A 19267-nucleotide genomic window follows, 5' to 3' on the forward strand; every position below is an offset into this window, starting at 1 on the left:
CCACACGTACCCATCCCGAACACGACCGTTAAGCCCTCCAGCGCCGATGGTACTTGGACCGCAGGGTCCTGGGAGAGTAGGACGCCGCCAAGCAAGAGTAAAAAGAAGCATAATCTCTTTGAGGTTATGCTTCTTTTTTGCGTTGAAAAGGTAAAACATTTATATTTAACTTAAAGGAAAGGTACAAATTGAGAATAACTCATAGCAATTGAAGCTATTTTGAAATAAATTAGTACCAGGTATTAGTATCAGATGTTATAATAGGAGCAAGGATTATAAAGGAGAGTGATCGGATTGTTGAATTCTAAAGCAAAGCTTACGGCCCTGGGTACTTATGTACCTGAACGGATTTTGACGAATGCCGACTTGGAGAAGCTTGTGGATACTAGTGACGAGTGGATTATGCAACGAACGGGTATGCGTGAACGGCGAATTGCGGCTGAAGATCAATATGTATCTGATCTATGCATTCAAGCCGTTACACGTATGATTAAACTCTATGACGTAAATATAAACGAAGTTGATATGATCATTGTAGCGACTAGTACGCCTGATTACTACTTTCCAAGTACAGCTTCACGAATTCAGGCCCATTTTAATATTCCGGATACGGGGTCAATGGATGTAAGTGCAGCATGTGCAGGATTCACCTATGGACTTCACCTGGCTAACGGCCTTATTACGGGTGGTCTGCACCGTAAGGTTTTAGTGGTGGGGGCGGAAACGTTGTCCAAAATTACGGATTACACGGACCGGACGACTTGTGTACTTTTTGGAGACGGCGCAGGGGCTGCTCTTGTTGAATATGACGAGGATGGAGGATCATTTTTGACCGCAGATATCGGAACTTATGGGCAAGGGGGAGTTCATCTGAATCGGGCAGGTTTATCTGATTATTTAGATGGAGAAAAGCTGCAAGCTAATGGATTTCTTGCTCAAAATGGACGTGAGGTTTATAAATGGGCTGTTCGCTCTGTCCCAGCGGGAGTAGAACGATTATTGGAGCAGGCTGGAATGAAGAATGAGGACCTTGACTGGTTTGTACCGCATAGCGCCAATCTGAGAATGATCGAATCCATATGTGAACGAGGGGCAATATCTTTGGAAAAGACGCTGACAAGTGTAGAGTTTTATGGCAATACATCGGCGGCATCTATTCCTTTAGCTTTGCAGTGCGGTTTGGATGATGGGCGTTTACGGTATGGACAGCGGGTATTGTTATATGGGTTCGGAGGGGGCCTGACTTATGCAGGTCTGTTGTTAAAATGGAGCGTGCCTGATTTGTAAGCTGTCCTATAAAATGTAGAAGTAATAGTATGTACAATCATGTCTTTGAAAGCCGTTGGCATTTGATTTATCGTAAGATGGCAGGATGGTATAATTAACAATATGAGAGAAAGGGGCGTAACATGAAGGTATTAGTATTAGCAGAAAAGCCATCTGTGGCCAGAGAGATTGCACGTGTGATGGGAAGCCGCGAGAAGCATAAAAGTTATATAGAGGGACCCAAGTATGTTGTGACGTGGGCATTAGGACATTTGGTTGGACTGGCAGAGCCGGAGGATTATGATTTCAAGTATGCGACCTGGAATTTGGAGGACCTGCCGATCCTTCCGAAGAGTACCAAGCTGAAGGTACTGCGGGAAAGCAATCATCAGTTCAAGGCTGTACAGCAGCTCATGAAGCGGCAGGACATTGGAGAGCTTATTGTGGCAACGGATGCTGCTCGTGAAGGGGAGCTGTTGGCACGTTGGATTATACAAATGGCGAACTGGAAAAAGCCTTTCCGTCGCTTGTGGATTTCATCGCAGACGGACAAGGCGATTAAGGAAGGCTTCGCGAAGCTTTTGCCTGGGCAGCAGTTTGATCGTTTATACGAATCGGCTCGTTGTCGGGCTGAAGCAGACTGGATGATTGGTCTGAATGTGACCCGTGCATTGACGTGTCGCTATAACGCTCAGCTTTCGGCGGGAAGAGTACAGACACCGACGCTGGGGATGATTATGGAACGTGAGAAGGAGATTACTCAGTTTCGTTCTCAGGAATATGATACATTGACGGCGGACTTTGGTGATTTCCAAGCAACTTGGCGTGCTGAAAATGGCGATACACGCATGTTTGACCGTACTCAAGCAGAGGCTTTGCGCTGCAAATTGGAAGGCGTCAAAGGCACGGTTGCCAGTGTCAAAAAAAGTGAAAAGAATGAGCCACACCCGTTGGCTTATGATTTAACCGAGTTGCAAAGGGATGCCAACCAGCGCTACGGCTTTTCGGCCAAGCAGACGTCTAATGTGCTTCAACGCCTGTATGAGCAGCATAAGCTGGTCACGTATCCACGTACAGACAGCCGTTATCTGACATCGGATATGGTGGATACCCTTAAAGAACGGCTTAATAGTGTGGCTGTAGGCCCGTATGCTTCCTTGGCACGCCCATTACTGCGCAAGAGCTTGATGATCTCGAAGCGAATTGTAGATGACAGTAAAGTAACGGATCACCATGCGATCATTCCTACAGAGCAGACGTTGTTGCTTAATCAGTTAAGCCCGGAGGAACGTAAGCTGTATGATCTGATTGCGCGGCGATTTATCAGTCTTTTCTATCCACCTGCTCGTTATGATGCTGTAGCGGTTTCAGTAACAGTAGAGCAGGAAACGTTTCAAGTCAAAGGCACGACGATAAAAGATAGTGGCTGGCGTGCTGTATATGACGGAAGTCTCTATGATTCGGACGACGAAGCAGAGGAACGTGAAGACAACGGAAGTGGCGTTATTTTACCTGAACTGAAAAAAGGGGATTCCGTCCGGATTCAGCGTTGCCTTGTGCGTGCTGGACGAACGATGCCACCGAAGCGGTATACGGAAGCGGCACTACTTGCTCAGATGGAGAAGCATGGTTTGGGTACTCCTGCTACTCGCGCCGATCTGATTGAGAAGCTGGTTAGCTCGGATACAATTGAGCGTCAGGGAAATGTAATGCATCCAACGGGGAAAGGCAAGCAACTGATTGAGCTGGCAGCTTCACAGCTAAGAACACCGGAGCTGACGGCACACTGGGAAGCGGAGCTGGAACGAATCGCCCGTGGTCAAGGGCAACCGGGACCGTTCTTGGACTCCATTCGTGCGATGGCGAAAGAGCTGGTTTCCACTGTGAAAAATAGCAGTGCCGAATACAAGCCCCATAACGCGACGAACAGTCATTGCCCGGATTGTGGTACAAAGCTTTTGGAGAAGAAAGGAAAACAGGGCAAGTTCCTTGTATGTCCAAGTGCGGATTGCGGTTATCGCCGTTCGGGAGAAAAACGTCTATCGAATCGTCGTTGTCCGCAGTGCCATAAAAAAATGGAAATGAAAGAGGGCAAGGCGGGTTTGTATGTCAGATGTCTGCCCTGTGGCATTACCGAAACGCTGGATAAGGACAAGCAACGGGTAAACAAACGTGAACAGCAGAAGCTGGTAAGCCAATATGAAAAGCAGGAATCTCTAGCCTCCAGTCTGGGTGATCTGCTGAAAGCAGCCTTGGAACAAAAGCAGGGGAAATAACTGAAAGCTAACAGTAGACCAATACTAAGTTAGCAGTAAGGACAATAAGCAAGCAGCAAATCGGTATAAAATCTCTCGCTCCTTGGCATGGTAAACCGAGGAGGTGAGTAGTTATGCCCAAGCATAAGCCGCTTAAAATCAACAATCAGCAAAATAAATCAAGTATTTTGGAGGAAGAAATCGCCCCACATCCAGAGAAGCAATCGAAATATCCTCCAAGCCTGAATGGAATTCCTAAACAGCAGTCCTGATACGAAGTAGCAGGAGCAAAGGATTGTAGCAAAATGGAATCCGCATCAATTGACTGGTATGGATTAACCATCCGACAGGCAAACTTAAACTTGAAGCTATATTGAGGCTAAGACAACTGGGCTCCGTATGGAGTTGTAGATTTGTTATTGTCTTGTGAAAAAGGAGCAACAGTTACGGTATGTCACCGTTACTGCTGCTCTTTTTTTGGTGAGCTGGCTTTTATATCTTATTGTTCATTGAGAACGCTTATTTGGATTTTTACAAAATCCTCATTTATTAGTATTCATTAAAGAAGGACTGAATTTGTTTAACATCATGCGTTTGAGTCAAAGCAAGCATGAGCAAGATCCTTGCTTTTTGTGGATTGAGCGAGTCAGTGGAAACAAAGTTGGACGCTGCGTCTTTCGTAGACGGAGAGACGATTCCGCTGCCTCCACGGCTGGAACGCGCGATGATGACTCCTTTTTTACCTGCTGCCTCAGCACCTTCTGTAGAGGTCTTGGACAAGGAACCATTGCCGGAGCCTGCCACAACGATCCCTTTGGCACCTGCGGCTACGGCTGCATCATACAGATAACGCCCGTTATTTTGATATTCGTATAAAATATCTACCTGAGGCAGTTGGGTCAGATTGGAGATATCGAACACGGAAGCAGTAGTATGCTTGTGTGTAGGTTTGTTGTAGTAGTACACTTGATCTCCCACAACAGCTCCCAGGTATCCCTGCTCCACGGCCTTGAACGTATCGACTGCTGTCGTGTTCGTTTTGGTAATGTATCTCGCTGCACCGATGCGGTCATTCAGCAGTACGAGTACGCCTTGACCTTTGGAGGCAGAAGTCCCGGCGACTTTTACAGCATTATAGAGGTTAAGTGGACCATCGGCGCTGATCGCTGTAGCTGGGCGCATGGAGCCAACGACAACAACGGGCTTATCGCTTTTGACGACCAGATTAAGGAAATAAGCAGTTTCTTCCAGCGTATCTGTACCATGAGTAATAACGATTCCGTCCACATCATCTCTGGCGAGCAGTTCATTTGTACGTTTGGCGAGTTTTAAAAGGATATCATTATTAATGTCGGGGCTGTTCACGTTGACAACCTGTTCACCGCTGACGTTTGCAATACTTTTCATTTCAGGAACGGCGTTGATCAGAGTCTCGACACCCAATGTGCCTGCTTTGTAGTCGGTTGTATCGGTATTGGAGGCAGAAGCCCCTGCGATGGTTCCTCCGGTGGCAAGTATTTTAATGTTGGGTAGATGATTGGTTTGTGGTTTCTCAGATTTATCGGTAACGGTAGTGGCAGATGTAGATGCATTCGTGTTGGTAGTAGCTGCTGCCGCAGCGTTAGCGGTAAAACCGCCACTCCATAAGGTACTTCCGAGAATAAAGCTGGCCAGCAGGGAAATCATCGTCATTTTCTTCATGTTAGTCATATAAAGCTCCTCTCCAATGTGCAAACGATAGATATGAATGATAAATTAACTGACAAATATTTTGTCGAATTACGTTAACATCACGAATTATAGAGGCTAAAATTGTTTTTAGTCAATATATATATGATATAAACGTTATAACTTTTTTTATATATGTAATCGCTTTATTGTTTGTATAAGGTGTATGTAGTAAGATGATAAGGGAGTTAACTTGCCAATGTTTATGATCATGAGAACAATGTTTTCATTTGTAATCCTCAGCAACCAGTTATTTAATCCAGCTTATCTGTATTAGGGGCCTCGATTGAAGAATCGTGCTTATGGGTGATCATACCTTTTCATTCGATACATTACTTCAATGGGCTGTTGGAGTCGGGAGAGTCGTTCCAGACGGTCTGGGTAGACTGGGGAAGAGATTACTGCCACAGGCCTGAAATTCGGACTATGGTTTGAGCTAAAGATGGTGTCTGCATGTGTGCCGGAACGCAGCCGCACGATGGCCTGTGAACAGCTCGTTCTAGATCTGTCACGACAAGATGTATGTGATTACATCGTTGAGTCCGTTAGCAAGGTGTCGGCTTCGGCTCTGCCCTTCTGCCTGCTGGGCATTAGCGTGAAACGGCTCACCGTGGGTCTGCCACTGGCGTTGCCGAGGGAGATTTCCACAGTAAGTTGTTTATTTTGATGGCGACGGCTTAAGGACTGAAATCGGGATAAGCCTTTATAGAAAAAACTGTCATATGGAAGTAAAAATCGCAAAACAACAAGCAGACGCCTCAAGGGGAGCCTGCTTGTTGTTTTGCAGAAGCTAGAGAGGGCAATGTATCTGATTTTTGCGACATCTAAAAATGAATACACTGCAATTCAAGCTGACATTATAGGTGAATAGCACGGTTTTACAGCTTATGCAGGGTACCGCAATTAAGGATTGTTGGTATGCTGCTTTGTCGGCAAGCTGGCACTGGGAGTTCCTTTTCCTCTTTTACGGTTGCGTTCTGCCTTTTTTGCATTTTCCCGCAGCTTTTCGACATATTCATGGGTGCTTTCCATCGTAGTCCCTCCTTTGAGAACAAAATAGATGCAGTCGGGGATATCCGTCATACAACGATACTATATCCGCAAAAGCGGTATTCCAGTCAGGAGAAGGGATTGTTTCTGTAAAAGGGGTGGAGTTATAATAAAGAGAGAGGGCTATAGAAGGGCTAATGCCTAAACCGGTACGGTGTGCAAAAGGAGGAGAGACATTGCAGACAGGCTTGTTGGTATGGCTGCTGTTTATAAACGCAGTAGGCTATCTGGTAATGTCGGAAGACAAAAAGAGGGCGCGTAAGCACCGTGATCGTGTACCCGAACGGACGCTGTTTCTGCTGGCCCTGATCGGGGGAGCGTTGGGCGTGCTGATTGCGATGTACCGCAAACGGCACAAAACGCGGCATATGAGCTTCAGACTCGGTATTCCTGCGTTGCTGTTCATTAATGCATTGCTGTACGGGTATTTTTTACGGTAAAGCCGTGGTTTAGACTCTCATGGGGATGTTTAATGACGAGTAAGGCGGCTATGCCAGCGTTTGGCAATATAAAATGTATGGACGCCCAAAGAAATACATATTTCAGGCTTTGTTCTAACAAACTGAATAGGAAGAGGTGCATATGTATGTTATTTTCGAAAATATTGCTTGCTTATGACGGTTCCGAGGCATCCAATAAGGCTTTGTTGAAGGCGGCTGAATTAGCCAAGGCTTCACCATCCTCAAAGCTTGAGGTCGTAACAGCGTTTGATTTTCCGCGTATTTTCATGGGTGAAGGGTTGGCTCCGATTCCAGCTTCGGTGAATAAAGAATATTACGATTTGGCGGAGCAAACCACGGATGAAGTCAAAAAACGGCTTGCTGATCAGGGCATTGACGCCAAGGTGGAGTTGATTCAGGGTTCGCCGGCTGAAGTTATTTTGGATTATGCGAATGAAAATGGTTTCGATGTGATTGTGATCGGCAGCCGTGGTTTGGGTGGTATTCGTGAATTTGTGCTAGGCAGCGTCAGTCATAATGTAGTGCAGCATGCGCGCATTCCTGTGCTGGTCGTGAAGTAACAGAATAGTATGAATAAAAGTCGGATTACTGCCTGTAAAGGAAGTATCGGCTTTTATTTTTTGTGGAGCATAGAGCCGATCTATGATGGCAGTCTGAGGCAAAGAGGCGGCTAAATGTATAGCTATTGTCCCGGCTTGCGAGTGAAAAGGGTTTGTGTTTTGTCAAACACGAACATTCAATTGGATGATTTTGATAATGTTCGTTTCCAAGTTGACATAAGGTGTAGGAAATTGTTAAACTATGAAATGTATTGTCGATAAAAAATGTACTTTAGGTACAATTTAATAAGGTACACATGTTTGAGCCGAGACAGACCGCGATTATGTTTGTAAAGAATATCGTTTGGGATGAAGTAGGCACAATGCTAACTCGTATAATGCCGGGGATATGGCCTGGAAGTTTCTACCTGGAAACCTTAAATTTCCGGACTACGGAAGACATAGGGTTGGATCCGCATTGATGCGGTGGAACAGGCTTGCTTTTGGCATGCCTTTAAGTGGCTCTGTCGTTTGTTTTTTCGTAGTCCGGTGTCTTGAAAATAACGCTATTTTCAAGTGCCGGATTTTTGGCGCTTATTGATAAACAGGGAGTGAAGAACATGTCAGTGCAGGTCGCTGTCATTATGGGCAGCACATCGGACTGGGACACCATGCAGCATGCATGTACAGTGCTGGACGAGCTTGAAATCGGATATGAAAAAAAGGTGGTCTCAGCCCATCGAACGCCGGATCTGATGTTCCGTTTTGCAGAGGAAGCTGTTGAGCGGGGGCTGAAGGTCATTATTGCCGGAGCGGGCGGCGCGGCGCATTTGCCGGGTATGGTGGCAGCCAAGACGGCATTGCCAGTCATCGGTGTTCCTGTCCAGTCGAAGGCGCTAAATGGCCTGGACTCCCTGCTCTCCATTGTGCAGATGCCGGGAGGCATTCCGGTCGCTACTGTAGCAATTGGTAAAGCAGGCGCCACGAATGCAGGACTGCTGGCGGCACAAGTATTGGGAGCTTTTGATGAAAAAGTGCGCCAGCGGGTCGAGGCAAGACGCGACCGTATCCGTGATGAGGTGCTGGAAGGCAGTGACTTGCTATGAGTAAGGCATGTGAACCCGCAGGCTGTGTCCGACCTCCCGGTACAACGATTGGACTTTTGGGAGGCGGACAGCTAGGAAGAATGTTGGTACTGGCCGGAGCCAAGATGGGATTCCGTTTTGTGACGCTGGACCCGACACCGGGTAGTCCGTGCGGGCAGGTAGCAGAGCAGATCTTCGCTGCCTATGATGATGAACATGCGGCCAGAGAGTTGGCTGGGCGATGCGACGTGATTACGTATGAGTTTGAAAATGTGGATGCGGGTGTAGCTGCGCTTTTGGAACAGGAATCAAGCGTGCCGCAGGGCAGCAGTTTGTTGTACACAACACAGCATCGGTTACGGGAAAAACGCTCCATTGAAGCCGCTGGCGTTCCAGTAGCTCCGTATCGTGAAGTCGGCAGCGCTGCTGATATGGTTCAAGCGGTAGCCGAGTTGGGCGTGCCATGTGTGCTCAAGACAGCAGTCGGCGGTTATGATGGGAAGGGACAGGTGGTCATTCGCCAATCCGAGGAAGCCGTAGCTGCTTTCGAAGGGCTGGCTGGTAGCGGTGCGGAACTGGTGTTAGAACAGTTCATTCGGTTTCGCTGTGAAATCTCGGTAATTGTCGCACGCAGTACGAACGGCGAAGCCAAAGCCTTCCCACCTGCGGAAAACATTCATGTGAACAACATTTTGCACACGTCGATTGTACCCGCGCGAGTACCACAATCCGTGCAGGAGGAAGCACGCAAGCTAGCTTTGGCTGTAGCGGAGTCGTTAGGTGCGGTGGGGCTGCTCGCTGTAGAGATGTTTGTTACCGAAGACGGACAATTGTACGTCAATGAACTGGCACCGAGGCCGCATAACTCCGGTCATTACACAATGGAGGGATGCGCAACGTCGCAATTTGAGCAGCATATACGTGCCATTTGCGGCTTGCCGCTGGGAAGCACGAAGCTGCTGACTCCGGTCGTTATGGTCAATGTGCTAGGTGAGCATTTGGAGGACGTGATTCAGCGATTCATGCAGCCGGATGCCGAAGCTGAAAGATTGGATGTTGTGCCCAAGCTGCATTTGTATGGAAAAAGCGAAGCCAAACCAGGCCGAAAGATGGGACATATAAATCTACTGTGCCAGGATGCGGAACAAGCGCTGGAATGGATTGAACAAACCAATATTTGGGGGAATAAATAGCCATGATCGAACGCTATAGCAGACCGGAAATGAGAGCGATTTGGACGGAAGAAAATAAATTTAAAGCATGGCTGGAAGTAGAACTGTGTGCCTGTGAAGCTTGGGCAGAATTAGGCGTTATTCCGAAAGAGGACACTGTGGCGCTACGTAAGAACGCAAGCTTTGATATTGACAGGATTTATGAAATTGAACAGGAAACAAGACATGATGTCATTGCTTTTACCCGCACAGTATCCGAAAGCCTTGGCGACGAGCGCAAATGGGTTCATTACGGCCTGACCTCCACGGATGTGGTAGATACCGCACTGGGTTACTTGTTGAAGCAGGCGAATGAAATTCTGGAGCGCGATATCTTGAATTTTATTGAAATTTTGAAGGAAAAAGCACTGGCTTACAAGCATACGCCGATGATGGGCCGTACACACGGAGTACACGCTGAACCGACGACGTTTGGCCTGAAAATGGCTTTGTGGTACGAGGAGATGAAGCGCAATTTGGAACGTTTCCGTTTTGCGGCTGACCAAGTTGAATACGGTAAAATGTCTGGTGCAGTCGGAACGTACGCCAACATTGATCCGGCTGTAGAAGAGTTTGTATGCCGCAAGCTGGGCACCAAGCCTGCGCCAATCTCCACACAAACGCTCCAGCGTGATCGTCATGCCGAATACATGGCGACATTGGCACTGGTAGCCACATCGTTGGACAAATTTGCAACAGAAGTACGTGCCCTGCAAAAGAGTGAATTCCGTGAGGTGGAAGAAGCCTTCGCCAAGGGTCAAAAAGGATCTTCCGCGATGCCGCATAAACGCAATCCAATCGGCAGTGAGAATATTTCCGGTCTGGCGCGTGTGATTCGCGGGCATATGGTATCCGCGTATGAGAACGTAACACTGTGGCATGAACGCGACATTTCGCATTCTTCCGTGGAACGTATCATCTTGCCGGATGCAACGATGCTGTTGAACTACATGCTGAACCGTTTTGGCAATATCGTGAAGAACCTGACGGTATTCCCTGAAAATATGAAGCGCAATATGGCGCGTACGTATGGCGTACCGTTCTCCGGTCGTATTATGACGAAACTGATCGACAAGGGCTTTAGTCGTGAAAAAGCCTACGATACGGTGCAGCCGCGTGCTATGCAGGCATGGGAAGAACAACGTCAATTCCGCGAAATCGTCGAGGCGAACCCAGAAATTACTGCCGTACTCAGCCCGGAAGAAATCGAGGATGCTTTCAACCCGGCGTGGCATCTGAAAAACGTAGATACGATCTTTAATAAGCTGGGATTAGGGGAGTAAGAGGGATGATTGGCGCTTGGTGAGGCCGCTGCGCGAACGGATCATTCTTCCGATTGCTGTTTGCCCCTGGATTCCTGGATTGGAATAAACCCGTGAAGGTTGGAATCCAGGGGCAAAGGCAAGCGCTAACGCTTCTCCAGAACGTTTCCGTTCGCTCCGCTGCAATCTAGCACCAACCCTCATGTGGGGGCAGGAATAGAGGGTGTCGCGGCACATAAGATGCCGCACACCCAAAGAGCGAAGCCTTGAGCCAACATAAAAGCGTTGCTGGATTAAAGCTTGTGCCAACAAGCCTTCATCCAGCGGAACGCGCTCACACCACCCCAGCTACAATAAACAGCCCCGCCCACTCACTACGCCAACCCTTGCGGGAGTCCCGAGGGCAGCAGCCCTGGGGGTCCTCCCCGAGGGGAGGATTTAGGAGGGGCTATACTCTTTTGAAAGAGGTGTATTAGATGTCATTGTCTACCGCCGAGGGTCTAATCCATGCGCCGTTGCTGTACAAAGGCAAGGTGCGTGAGTTGTATGATCTCGGAGAGCATTTTCTGATTGTTGTGACGGATCGGATTTCGGCCTTTGATTATGTGCTGGAGCCACCCGTGCCAGAAAAAGGGAATGTGCTGAATAAGCTCAGCGCTTTCTGGTTTGAACAGACTAAGGACTTGTTGGAAAACCATGTCGTGCATACCGATGTGAATAAGCTCGGGCATGTGATCGACGAACAGAATAAAGAATTGCTGAAAGACCGGATCATGGTCACGCTGAAGGCTGAACGTATCGACATTGAGTGTGTGGTGCGCGGATATATTACTGGAGGCGGCTGGCGTCAGTATGAGCAGAACGGTGAGGTGAACGGCATTCCATTGCCGAAGGGGCTGCGTAAAAATGAGCGTTTTCCCAAGCCTTTATTTACACCGGCTGCGAAAAATGATGTCGGACACGACGAGGACATTTCCCTTCATCAGATGAAAGAGCTGGTTGGGACTGAGCTGACAGGCGAGCTTGAGGAAAAAAGCTTGGCGTTATATGAGTTTGCGCGCGTTTTCTGCGAGAAGCGTGGAATTATTTTAGCCGATTGCAAGTTTGAGTTTGGTCTTGTTAACGGAAAGGTCATTTTGATTGACGAAATTTTCACCCCGGATTCATCCCGTTTCTGGGCGCAGGAAAAGTATGAACTGGATGTCGAGATTGACAGCATGGACAAGGAACCGGTGCGAAGCTATTTGGCTACATCTGGTTGGGACAAGAACAGCAAACCCGGTCCATTGCCTGCTGAGGTCGTGGAAGAAACGACTGCAAGATATACGGATATTTGGCTGCGCCTGACGGCACAGTAATAGTAATCATAATTCAACCAATAGGATTCATCCATTCGGAGGAGGAACTGAAGGAACATGATTAAAGCAACGGTCTATGTCACAATTAAGCAAAGCGTTTTGGACCCGCAGGGTGTTGCGGTGCAAGGCGCACTGCATTCTATGGGCTTCGGAGAAGTGGACAGCGTCAGAATTGGTAAGTATATGGAATTGAATCTGGATACAACAGACCGCGAGAGTGCAGCAAAGCGCGTCATCGAGATGTGCGAAAAGCTGTTGGCCAACACGGTCATTGAAGACTACCGCTACGAACTGGAGGGCTGATTTCATGAAATTTGCAGTTCTGGTTTTTCCGGGCTCCAACTGTGATATTGACTGCTATAAGGCGGTAGAGGACACGGTCGGTGAACCTGTTGATTATGTTTGGCATACTGCGACGGATTTGTCGCAGTATGATTGTATTCTTGTCCCAGGAGGCTTTTCCTACGGGGATTACCTGCGCTGCGGTGCGATTTCCCGGTTTGCTCCGGTGATGAAGGAAGTGGCCAAAGCGGCTGCCGAGGGCAAATACATTTTGGGTATTTGCAACGGTTTTCAAATTTTGACCGAAGCCGGGCTGTTGCCGGGTGCTTTACGTCGTAATCTGTCGATGAAGTTCCGTTGTCACGATACGGTGTTGAAGGTTGCGAATAATCAAACGCCTTTTACAACAGATTATGCAGCCGGTGAGGAGATCGTCATTCCGATCGCACACGGCGAAGGCAACTATTACTGTGATGATGAGACGCTGGCTCGCTTGCAGGCGAATAACCAGATCGTATTTACGTATAAAGATAATCCAAACGGTTCCGTGACGGATATCGCAGGGATTTGTAATGAACAAGGAAACGTGCTGGGCATGATGCCCCACCCGGAACGCGCGGTGGACGCATTGCTTGGAACGGATGACGGCAAACGCATGTTTACATCTATTTTGAACGCTTGGAGGGATCGTCATGGCGCAGCAAGTGTCCGCTAAGGAACCAACGGCAGAGCAGGTTGCCGAACATAAACTGTATCAGCAGATGGGTGTGTCGGACAGCGAATATGCGTTGATCTGCGAATTTATGGGGCGTCAGCCGAACTATACGGAGATTGGCGTGTTCAGTGTTATGTGGTCAGAGCATTGTGCTTACAAAAACTCCAAGCCGTTGCTGCGACGTTTTCCAACGAGTGGTCCACGAGTTCTGATGGGACCGGGTGAGGGCGCAGGGATTGTAGACATCGGTGATAATCAGGCAGTTGTATTTAAAATCGAAAGTCATAACCATCCGTCGGCTGTAGAACCTTTTCAGGGGGCAGCGACAGGAGTCGGCGGCATCATCCGTGATATTTTCTCGATGGGCGCAAGACCTGTGGCGGTGCTGAACTCCCTGCGTTTTGGCAAGCTGGAGAGCGACCGTGTAAAATATTTGTTCGAGCATGTGGTATCCGGTATTGCGGGATATGGGAACTGTATCGGTATTCCGACGGTAGGTGGCGAGATTGTATTCGATGAAAGCTACGAAGGCAATCCACTCGTCAATGCGATGTGTGTCGGACTGATTGACCATGATAAAATCCAGCGTGGTGTTGCTAAAGGGGTCGGTAACCCGGTGTTTTATGTGGGACCGCCGACAGGTCGTGACGGGATTCACGGAGCGACATTCGCATCGGTTGAGCTGACTGAGGAATCCGAAGCGAATCGGACTGCGGTTCAGGTAGGCGATCCATTTATGGAGAAGCTGGTTATGGAATCATGTCTGGAGCTGATCGACAGCGGTATTGTGCTGGGTATTCAGGATATGGGCGCGGCAGGACTTACCTGCTCCAGTGCGGAAATGGCGAGTAAGGCTGGCAACGGTCTTGAGCTGTATCTGGATCGGGTACCGCAGCGCGAAGAGGGCATGACACCTTATGAAATGATGCTGTCTGAATCTCAGGAACGCATGCTGTTCGTAGTAGAACCGAAGGATGAAGCACAGGCGCTTGAAATTTTTGAGCGTTGGGGTGTGATTTGTGCCAAGGTCGGTAAGGTGACGGATGACGGACGTTTGCGTTTGTTCCATCATGATGAAGTGGTGGGTGACATGCCAGTAACGGCGCTGGTGGACGAGTGTCCGATTTACGACAAGCCTTCCGAAGTTCCTGCTTATTATGAGCAAAACGCGGCCATTGACACACTGCGTTACGCAGAAGTGACGGATTTGAACGGTGCGCTGAAAAAGGTGCTGTCTTCGCCAAGTGTAGCCAGTAAAAAATGGGTCTATGAGCAGTATGATTACATGGTTCGCACCAGCACGGCCGTTCGTCCGGGCTCGGATGCGGCAGTAGTGACCGTGCGCGGAACCCGCAAGGGACTTGCCATGACGACGGACTGTAACGGACGTTACGTATACCTTGATCCAGAGGTAGGCGGACGGATTGCGGTCAGCGAAGCAGCACGTAATATTGTATGCTCCGGCGGCGAGCCGCTGGCGATTACGGATAACCTGAATTTTGGTAATCCTGAAAAACCGGATATTTTCTGGCAAATGGAAAAAGCTGTAGACGGAATGGCAGAAGCTTGCCGCGTACTGGATACACCTGTCATCGGGGGCAACGTCAGCTTGTATAACGAAAATGCCAAAGGTTCCATCTATCCGACGCCTGTTGTCGGCATGGTGGGTCTGGTGCATGATACGGATCATATTACGACACAAGGTTTTAAAGCCGAAGGCGACGTGATTTTCCTGGTGGGAGAAACGAAGGCCGAGCTGGGAGGCAGTGAGTTCCAGGCTGTCGTACACGGTGTATCCGAGGGACGCCCACCTGAGCTGGATCTGAACGTGGAGAAAAGGTTGCTGAATGCGGTACTTAGCGCCATCCAAACAGGTTTGGTACAATCTGCGCATGATCTGGCAGAGGGCGGATTGGCTGTAGCGCTTGCGGAATCTGGAATTAGCGGCGGATTGGGAGCACAGGTCAACGTAGAAACGACCTTGCGTCCTGACCATGCTTTGTTTAGCGAAAGTCAGTCCCGCATTTTGTTATCTGCATCGCCGGATAAAGCGTCTGCGCTGGAAGCACATCTACGTGGTTTGGGCGTGCCGGTTACCGTATTAGGAAAAGTTGAAGGATCACAATTGACAGTTGAGGTGAACGGACAACCCGCTTTGAACGAGTCAGTCGCCAGTTTGAAGCAAATCTGGGAGGATGTCATTCCATGTCTGATGAAATAACAGCACGGGCGTTGTGGACTGGAGATTATTATAATGAAGGCTCTGGTAAAGAGGGGCTATTCGATAAATTAAAAGAAGAATGCGGCGTATTCGGAGTGTACAGACACTCCGATGCTGCTTCCCTTGCATATTACGGATTGCACGCACTCCAGCATCGCGGGGAGGAAAGCGCGGGCATCTGTGTGAGCAGTGGCGACGAGTTCCATTATCATCGTGGGATGGGTCTTGTTAAAGAAGTGTTCAATAAAGATTTGATAGCTTCGCTGACAGGTGACATTGCCATAGGGCATGTGCGCTACTCGACAAGTGGAGACAGTAAGCTGACGAATGCACAGCCCTTGGTTTTCAAATATCGTGATGGCGATCTGGCGGTAGCGACGAACGGGAATATCGTGAATGCCCTACAAATCCGGCATGAGCTGGAGCAGAGCGGGTCTATTTTTCAAACGACAAGCGATACGGAGGTCGTTGCGCATTTGATCGCTCGGTCTTCTAAAGATTTGGTGGAAGCAGCCAAAGATGCATTGAAGCGAATTGTCGGCGGTTTTGCTTTTCTCATTTTGACCAACGACAAACTACTGGTTGCTTCTGATCCTAACGGCTTGCGTCCGTTGACGATGGGCAGACTGGGAGATGCATATTTGTTTGCTTCCGAATCCTGTGCTTTGGAAACGATTGGAGCAGAGCTGTTGCGCGATATCGAGCCGGGCGAACTGTTGGTATTGGACAAAAATGGACTGCACGAAGACCGTTACAGTGAAGGCAAGCATCGTAAAGCACTGTGCGCGATGGAATATATTTATTTTGCCCGTCCGGACAGTGACTTGAACGGAGCTAATCTTCATGCCGCACGCAAACGGATGGGTAGCCAGATGGCGTTGGAAGCTTTTGTCGATGCTGATTTGGTTACCGGGGTACCGGATTCCAGTATTTCTGCGGCGATTGGTTATGCAGAGCAGACAGGTATTCCTTATGAATTGGGCATGATTAAAAATAAATACACCGGACGTACCTTCATTCAGCCGAGTCAGGAGCTACGCGAGCAGGGTGTGAAAATGAAGCTGAGTGCTGTGCGCCGCGTAGTTGAAGGTAAACGGGTCATCATGATCGACGACTCTATTGTGCGGGGCACGACATCCCGTCGAATCGTGAATATGCTACGAGATGCGGGGGCGCTAGAGGTACATGTGCGCATCACCTCGCCGCCTTTCAAAAACCCGTGCTTCTACGGCATCGACACGCCGGATCGCCGGGAACTGATCGCTTCGTCCAAAACAGTCGAGGAAATCCGCCAGGAGATTAACGCCGATTCGCTCTATTTTATGAGCGCTGAGGGCTTGATCGCCGCTGTAGGCGGATATAACGAAGAGGATTACAAAGGCGGTTTGTGCCTGGCCTGCTTCGATAATGATTATCCTACTCAAGTGGATTTCAAAGGCGAAGAAAAGCTCGGATGTAGTTGTTAGTATAGGGAACAAAAGAGGTACAGCTGTGCATGGTGGGTATGGGGATGGCGGTTCTGAGGGGGCCACTCCGCGAGTGGAAGGTTCTTCCGATCGCTGCGTTCCTCAGGTGTGCAGCATTATTTCAGTAGTGCCTGTCCCTCTTCTGTTTCCTATGGGGAAGAGGATAGGTAAGACAGTTAAAAACTCATGGCATAACTATTTCATGCCATGAGTTTTTAACGGGCGGCCTGTAAAGCCGCCCGTGAGCGAGCAGAGCGAAGCTCCATAGCAGGTTGGCGAAGCTACCTGCCTCAAACCTGAGGGCTAGGAAGTAAGACAGCCTTTGGCGCTGCTTACTTCCTAGCCCTGGCACGTCCTCGCCTTTGCGAAGCAAACAGCCTGGGACGTGCCCCGCCGCCTCAGGCGGCTACGCAGTCAAGCGTGTCCTTTGTGATTGGCGGGATGGCCCGCTGATCACAAAGGACAACACGCGACTCACAGCAGGAACCAACCACTAAGCAACACCCAACCCTACGCATCTGACCGACTCTTGAGGGGTTCAGGGGGAGCAGCCCCATGGAATCCTCCCTATTAGGGAGGACTTAGGAGGGTCAATTATTTGAAGGAGTGTTCATGAATGTCCGAAGCATACAAAAACGCAGGGGTAGATATCGCTGCCGGTAATGAAGCAGTAGAACGGATGAAAAAGCACGTCAAACGTACCTTCCGTCCCGAAGTGCTGACGGATCTGGGCGGATTCGGTGCGTTGTTCGGCCTGAATAAGGATAAGTACGAGGAGCCTGTACTCGTTTCTGGTACGGATGGAGTTGGCACGAAGTTAAAGCTTGCTTTCGCGATGGATCGACATGACACCATTGGTATTGATGCGGTTGCGATGTGTGTGAACGACATTATTGTCGGAGGCGCGGAGCCACTCTTTTTTCTCGACTACCTCGCTTGTGACAAGGTTATACCCGAGAAAATCGAAGCTATCGTTGCCGGAATCGCAGAGGGCTGCCATCAATCGGGCTGTGCGCTGGTCGGCGGTGAAACAGCAGAAATGCCGGGGATGTACAGCGAAGGTGAATATGATATTGCCGGATTTACGGTCGGGATTGTAGATAAAAGTAAGATCATTAACGGCAGTTCTATTGCCCCCGGAGATACAGTTATCGGACTGGCCTCTAGCGGAGTACACAGTAATGGCTTCTCACTGGTTCGCAAGTTGTTATTGGAACAGCAAGGCTATGATTTACATGATGAAATCGAAGGCTTGAGTGGCAAACTGGGCGATGTACTGCTAGAGCCAACAAAAATCTATGTGAAATCCGTTTTGGCTTTGCTGGACAAGGTAAAAGTAAAAGGCATGGCGCATATCACGGGCGGCGGTTTTATCGAAAATATCCCTAGAGTGTTGCCGGATAACGTTAATGTGGATATAGAATACGGCGCTTGGCCGATTCTGCCGATCTTCCAGCTCATGCAGGAAAAAGGCGCAATCTCCAATAAAGACATGTTCACAACCTTTAATATGGGGATTGGAATGGTTATCGTTGTAGACGAGGAGCATGCACAGACTGCACTGGAAGTTCTGAAAGAACAGGGCGAAGCCGCTTATGTTATCGGAAAAGTAACGGAAGGCAGTTCTAGCGTGACCTTTACAGGAGCCGAGGTGTAATGAACGATTACCGGGTTGCTGTTTTTGCATCAGGTGAAGGAACGAATTTTCAGTCATTGGTGGATGCGGCTGCACGAGAAGAACTGGGCGGGGCAACGGTGAAACTGCTGATCTGTGACAAGCCTGCGGCTCCTGCCGTAGCCAGAGCACAGAAAGCCGGAATTGCGTGTCATACTTTTCGACCCAAGGAATATGCTTCCCGCGAAGATTATGAGCGTGAACTGGTTTCTTTGCTGGAGCAGAAATCCATTGATCTCATCGTGTTAGCAGGCTACATGCGGTTATTATCCAGTGTCATGGTGGAGGCCTACGCTGGAAAAATCATCAATATTCATCCGTCACTGCTTCCTGCATTTCCTGGGAAAGATGCTGTTGGACAGGCATTGACCTATGGGGTCAAGGTAAGCGGGGTTACCGTTCATTTTGTGGACGGGGGGATGGATACAGGAGCGATTATTGCCCAGCGTGTTGTGGAGGTACACGACCATGATACAGCGGAATCCTTATCCGCAGCCATTCAATCCGTGGAACGTCAGCTATATCCAGAGGTAGTTGGCAGGCTGGCTCAAGGCAAAATCCAATTGGATGGCCGCAAGGTAATTTCACTTCTCTAAAGATGATTGTAATTTGTCATATCATTGTCATATCAAGGATGCCGTACAGGCATTTTCCGATATTTCTCGGGAAATAAATTGATAAAGAGCTAAAGGA

General features: G+C 48.8%; 18 protein-coding genes, 1 rRNA gene and 1 riboswitch. Of the genes, 17 read left to right on the plus strand and 2 right to left on the minus strand.

The window, feature by feature from the left end; genetic code table 11:
- The 4 genes from rrf to ACWGOO_RS21805 form a co-directional block, all read left to right on the plus strand.
- Window positions 1–93 (plus strand): 5S ribosomal RNA (gene rrf, locus ACWGOO_RS21790); the annotation flags it as partial.
- Window positions 94–294: 201 nt separating this feature from the next.
- Window positions 295–1287, plus strand: a complete 993-nt coding sequence (locus tag ACWGOO_RS21795) for a beta-ketoacyl-ACP synthase 3 (protein ID WP_452486787.1) — start codon at window positions 295–297, stop codon at window positions 1285–1287.
- A 122-nt stretch (window positions 1288–1409) separates the two neighbouring features.
- Window positions 1410–3542, plus strand: coding sequence for a DNA topoisomerase III (locus ACWGOO_RS21800; protein ID WP_452486789.1), 2133 nt, complete (start codon window positions 1410–1412; stop codon window positions 3540–3542).
- Between the two features lie 113 nt (window positions 3543–3655).
- Window positions 3656–3793: a hypothetical protein gene (locus ACWGOO_RS21805; RefSeq protein ID WP_452486791.1), complete on the plus strand. Its 138-nt coding sequence runs from the start codon at window positions 3656–3658 to the stop codon at window positions 3791–3793.
- 277 nt (window positions 3794–4070) lie between these two features.
- On the opposite strand, the gene ACWGOO_RS21810 is transcribed toward ACWGOO_RS21805, so the two are convergent.
- Window positions 4071–5231, minus strand: a complete 1161-nt coding sequence (locus tag ACWGOO_RS21810; RefSeq protein WP_452486793.1) for a type II asparaginase — start codon at window positions 5229–5231, stop codon at window positions 4071–4073.
- Between the two features lie 460 nt (window positions 5232–5691).
- Between ACWGOO_RS21810 and ACWGOO_RS21815 the strand changes: the two genes are divergently transcribed.
- Window positions 5692–5916, plus strand: a complete 225-nt coding sequence (locus tag ACWGOO_RS21815; RefSeq protein WP_452486795.1) for a hypothetical protein — start codon at window positions 5692–5694, stop codon at window positions 5914–5916.
- 236 nt (window positions 5917–6152) lie between these two features.
- Here ACWGOO_RS21815 and ACWGOO_RS21820 read toward each other — a convergent pair whose 3' ends face one another.
- Window positions 6153–6281, minus strand: coding sequence for a DUF4023 family protein (locus ACWGOO_RS21820; protein WP_023987044.1), 129 nt, complete (start codon window positions 6279–6281; stop codon window positions 6153–6155).
- 194 nt (window positions 6282–6475) lie between these two features.
- Here ACWGOO_RS21820 and ACWGOO_RS21825 point away from each other — a divergent pair, with 194 nt between their 5' ends.
- The 12 genes from ACWGOO_RS21825 (at window position 6476) to purN (ending at window position 19170) form a co-directional block, all read left to right on the plus strand.
- Window positions 6476–6739, plus strand: a complete 264-nt coding sequence (locus ACWGOO_RS21825) for a DUF1294 domain-containing protein (protein ID WP_444955402.1) — start codon at window positions 6476–6478, stop codon at window positions 6737–6739.
- A 146-nt stretch (window positions 6740–6885) separates the two neighbouring features.
- Entirely contained in the window at window positions 6886–7320 is a 435-nt protein-coding gene (locus ACWGOO_RS21830) for a universal stress protein (RefSeq protein WP_149096206.1), read from the plus strand.
- 350 nt (window positions 7321–7670) lie between these two features.
- Window positions 7671–7772: riboswitch (purine riboswitch) on the plus strand.
- A gap of 147 nt (window positions 7773–7919) precedes the next feature.
- The gene (gene purE / locus ACWGOO_RS21835) at window positions 7920–8405 is read left to right on the plus strand and encodes a 5-(carboxyamino)imidazole ribonucleotide mutase (protein WP_452486798.1); all 486 of its coding nucleotides are present in this window, start codon (window positions 7920–7922) and stop codon (window positions 8403–8405) included.
- Window positions 8402–9577, plus strand: coding sequence for a 5-(carboxyamino)imidazole ribonucleotide synthase (gene purK / locus ACWGOO_RS21840; RefSeq protein ID WP_452486799.1), 1176 nt, complete (start codon window positions 8402–8404; stop codon window positions 9575–9577). The genes purE and purK overlap by 4 nt, the downstream gene beginning before the upstream one ends.
- 2 nt (window positions 9578–9579) lie before the next feature.
- On the plus strand, window positions 9580–10878 hold the full coding sequence (gene purB, locus ACWGOO_RS21845) for an adenylosuccinate lyase (protein ID WP_452486801.1): 1299 nt from the start codon (window positions 9580–9582) through the stop codon (window positions 10876–10878).
- Between the two features lie 455 nt (window positions 10879–11333).
- Window positions 11334–12215 carry a phosphoribosylaminoimidazolesuccinocarboxamide synthase gene (locus ACWGOO_RS21850; protein ID WP_452486803.1) on the plus strand — a complete coding sequence of 294 codons (882 nt, stop codon included), beginning with the start codon at window positions 11334–11336 and terminating at the stop codon, window positions 12213–12215.
- Window positions 12216–12272: 57 nt separating this feature from the next.
- Complete coding sequence (gene purS, locus ACWGOO_RS21855) at window positions 12273–12518, plus strand: phosphoribosylformylglycinamidine synthase subunit PurS (protein WP_354453731.1); 246 nt, start codon at window positions 12273–12275, stop codon at window positions 12516–12518.
- Window positions 12519–12522: 4 nt separating this feature from the next.
- On the plus strand, window positions 12523–13212 hold the full coding sequence (purQ, locus tag ACWGOO_RS21860) for a phosphoribosylformylglycinamidine synthase subunit PurQ (RefSeq protein ID WP_452486805.1): 690 nt from the start codon (window positions 12523–12525) through the stop codon (window positions 13210–13212).
- Complete coding sequence (gene purL, locus ACWGOO_RS21865) at window positions 13190–15433, plus strand: phosphoribosylformylglycinamidine synthase subunit PurL (RefSeq protein ID WP_452486807.1); 2244 nt, start codon at window positions 13190–13192, stop codon at window positions 15431–15433. Before purQ ends, purL begins: the two co-directional genes overlap by 23 nt.
- Entirely contained in the window at window positions 15418–16899 is a 1482-nt protein-coding gene (purF, locus tag ACWGOO_RS21870) for an amidophosphoribosyltransferase (RefSeq protein ID WP_452486808.1), read from the plus strand. The genes purL and purF overlap by 16 nt, the downstream gene beginning before the upstream one ends.
- Before the next feature lie 616 nt (window positions 16900–17515).
- A complete protein-coding gene (purM, locus tag ACWGOO_RS21875; RefSeq protein WP_452486810.1) occupies window positions 17516–18556 on the plus strand; it encodes a phosphoribosylformylglycinamidine cyclo-ligase in 1041 nt (346 codons plus the stop codon).
- Window positions 18556–19170 carry a phosphoribosylglycinamide formyltransferase gene (gene purN, locus ACWGOO_RS21880; protein WP_452486812.1) on the plus strand — a complete coding sequence of 205 codons (615 nt, stop codon included), beginning with the start codon at window positions 18556–18558 and terminating at the stop codon, window positions 19168–19170. The genes purM and purN overlap by 1 nt, the downstream gene beginning before the upstream one ends.
- Window positions 19171–19267: the final 97 nt, after the last annotated feature.

It is taken from the genome of Paenibacillus sp. NPDC055715 (assembly GCF_053617595.1).

Excerpts from the sequence above, each read along its gene's own strand:
- ACWGOO_RS21815 (WP_452486795.1), top strand. The coding sequence starts at position 5,692 with ATGGTGTCTGCATGTGTGCCGGAACGCAGCCGCACGATGGCCTGTGAA.
- purS (WP_354453731.1), top strand. The coding sequence starts at position 12,273 with ATGATTAAAGCAACGGTCTATGTCACAATTAAGCAAAGCGTTTTGGAC.
- purN (WP_452486812.1), top strand. The coding sequence starts at position 18,556 with ATGAACGATTACCGGGTTGCTGTTTTTGCATCAGGTGAAGGAACGAAT.
- purF (WP_452486808.1), top strand. The coding sequence starts at position 15,418 with ATGTCTGATGAAATAACAGCACGGGCGTTGTGGACTGGAGATTATTAT.
- ACWGOO_RS21810 (WP_452486793.1), bottom strand. The coding sequence starts at position 5,231 with ATGACTAACATGAAGAAAATGACGATGATTTCCCTGCTGGCCAGCTTT.
- purM (WP_452486810.1), top strand. The coding sequence starts at position 17,516 with ATGTCCGAAGCATACAAAAACGCAGGGGTAGATATCGCTGCCGGTAAT.
- purB (WP_452486801.1), top strand. The coding sequence starts at position 9,580 with ATGATCGAACGCTATAGCAGACCGGAAATGAGAGCGATTTGGACGGAA.
- ACWGOO_RS21800 (WP_452486789.1), top strand. The coding sequence starts at position 1,410 with ATGAAGGTATTAGTATTAGCAGAAAAGCCATCTGTGGCCAGAGAGATT.
- ACWGOO_RS21820 (WP_023987044.1), bottom strand. The coding sequence starts at position 6,281 with ATGGAAAGCACCCATGAATATGTCGAAAAGCTGCGGGAAAATGCAAAA.
- purE (WP_452486798.1), top strand. The coding sequence starts at position 7,920 with ATGTCAGTGCAGGTCGCTGTCATTATGGGCAGCACATCGGACTGGGAC.
- ACWGOO_RS21850 (WP_452486803.1), top strand. The coding sequence starts at position 11,334 with ATGTCATTGTCTACCGCCGAGGGTCTAATCCATGCGCCGTTGCTGTAC.
- purK (WP_452486799.1), top strand. The coding sequence starts at position 8,402 with ATGAGTAAGGCATGTGAACCCGCAGGCTGTGTCCGACCTCCCGGTACA.
- purL (WP_452486807.1), top strand. The coding sequence starts at position 13,190 with ATGGCGCAGCAAGTGTCCGCTAAGGAACCAACGGCAGAGCAGGTTGCC.
- ACWGOO_RS21830 (WP_149096206.1), top strand. The coding sequence starts at position 6,886 with ATGTTATTTTCGAAAATATTGCTTGCTTATGACGGTTCCGAGGCATCC.
- purQ (WP_452486805.1), top strand. The coding sequence starts at position 12,523 with ATGAAATTTGCAGTTCTGGTTTTTCCGGGCTCCAACTGTGATATTGAC.
- ACWGOO_RS21805 (WP_452486791.1), top strand. The coding sequence starts at position 3,656 with ATGCCCAAGCATAAGCCGCTTAAAATCAACAATCAGCAAAATAAATCA.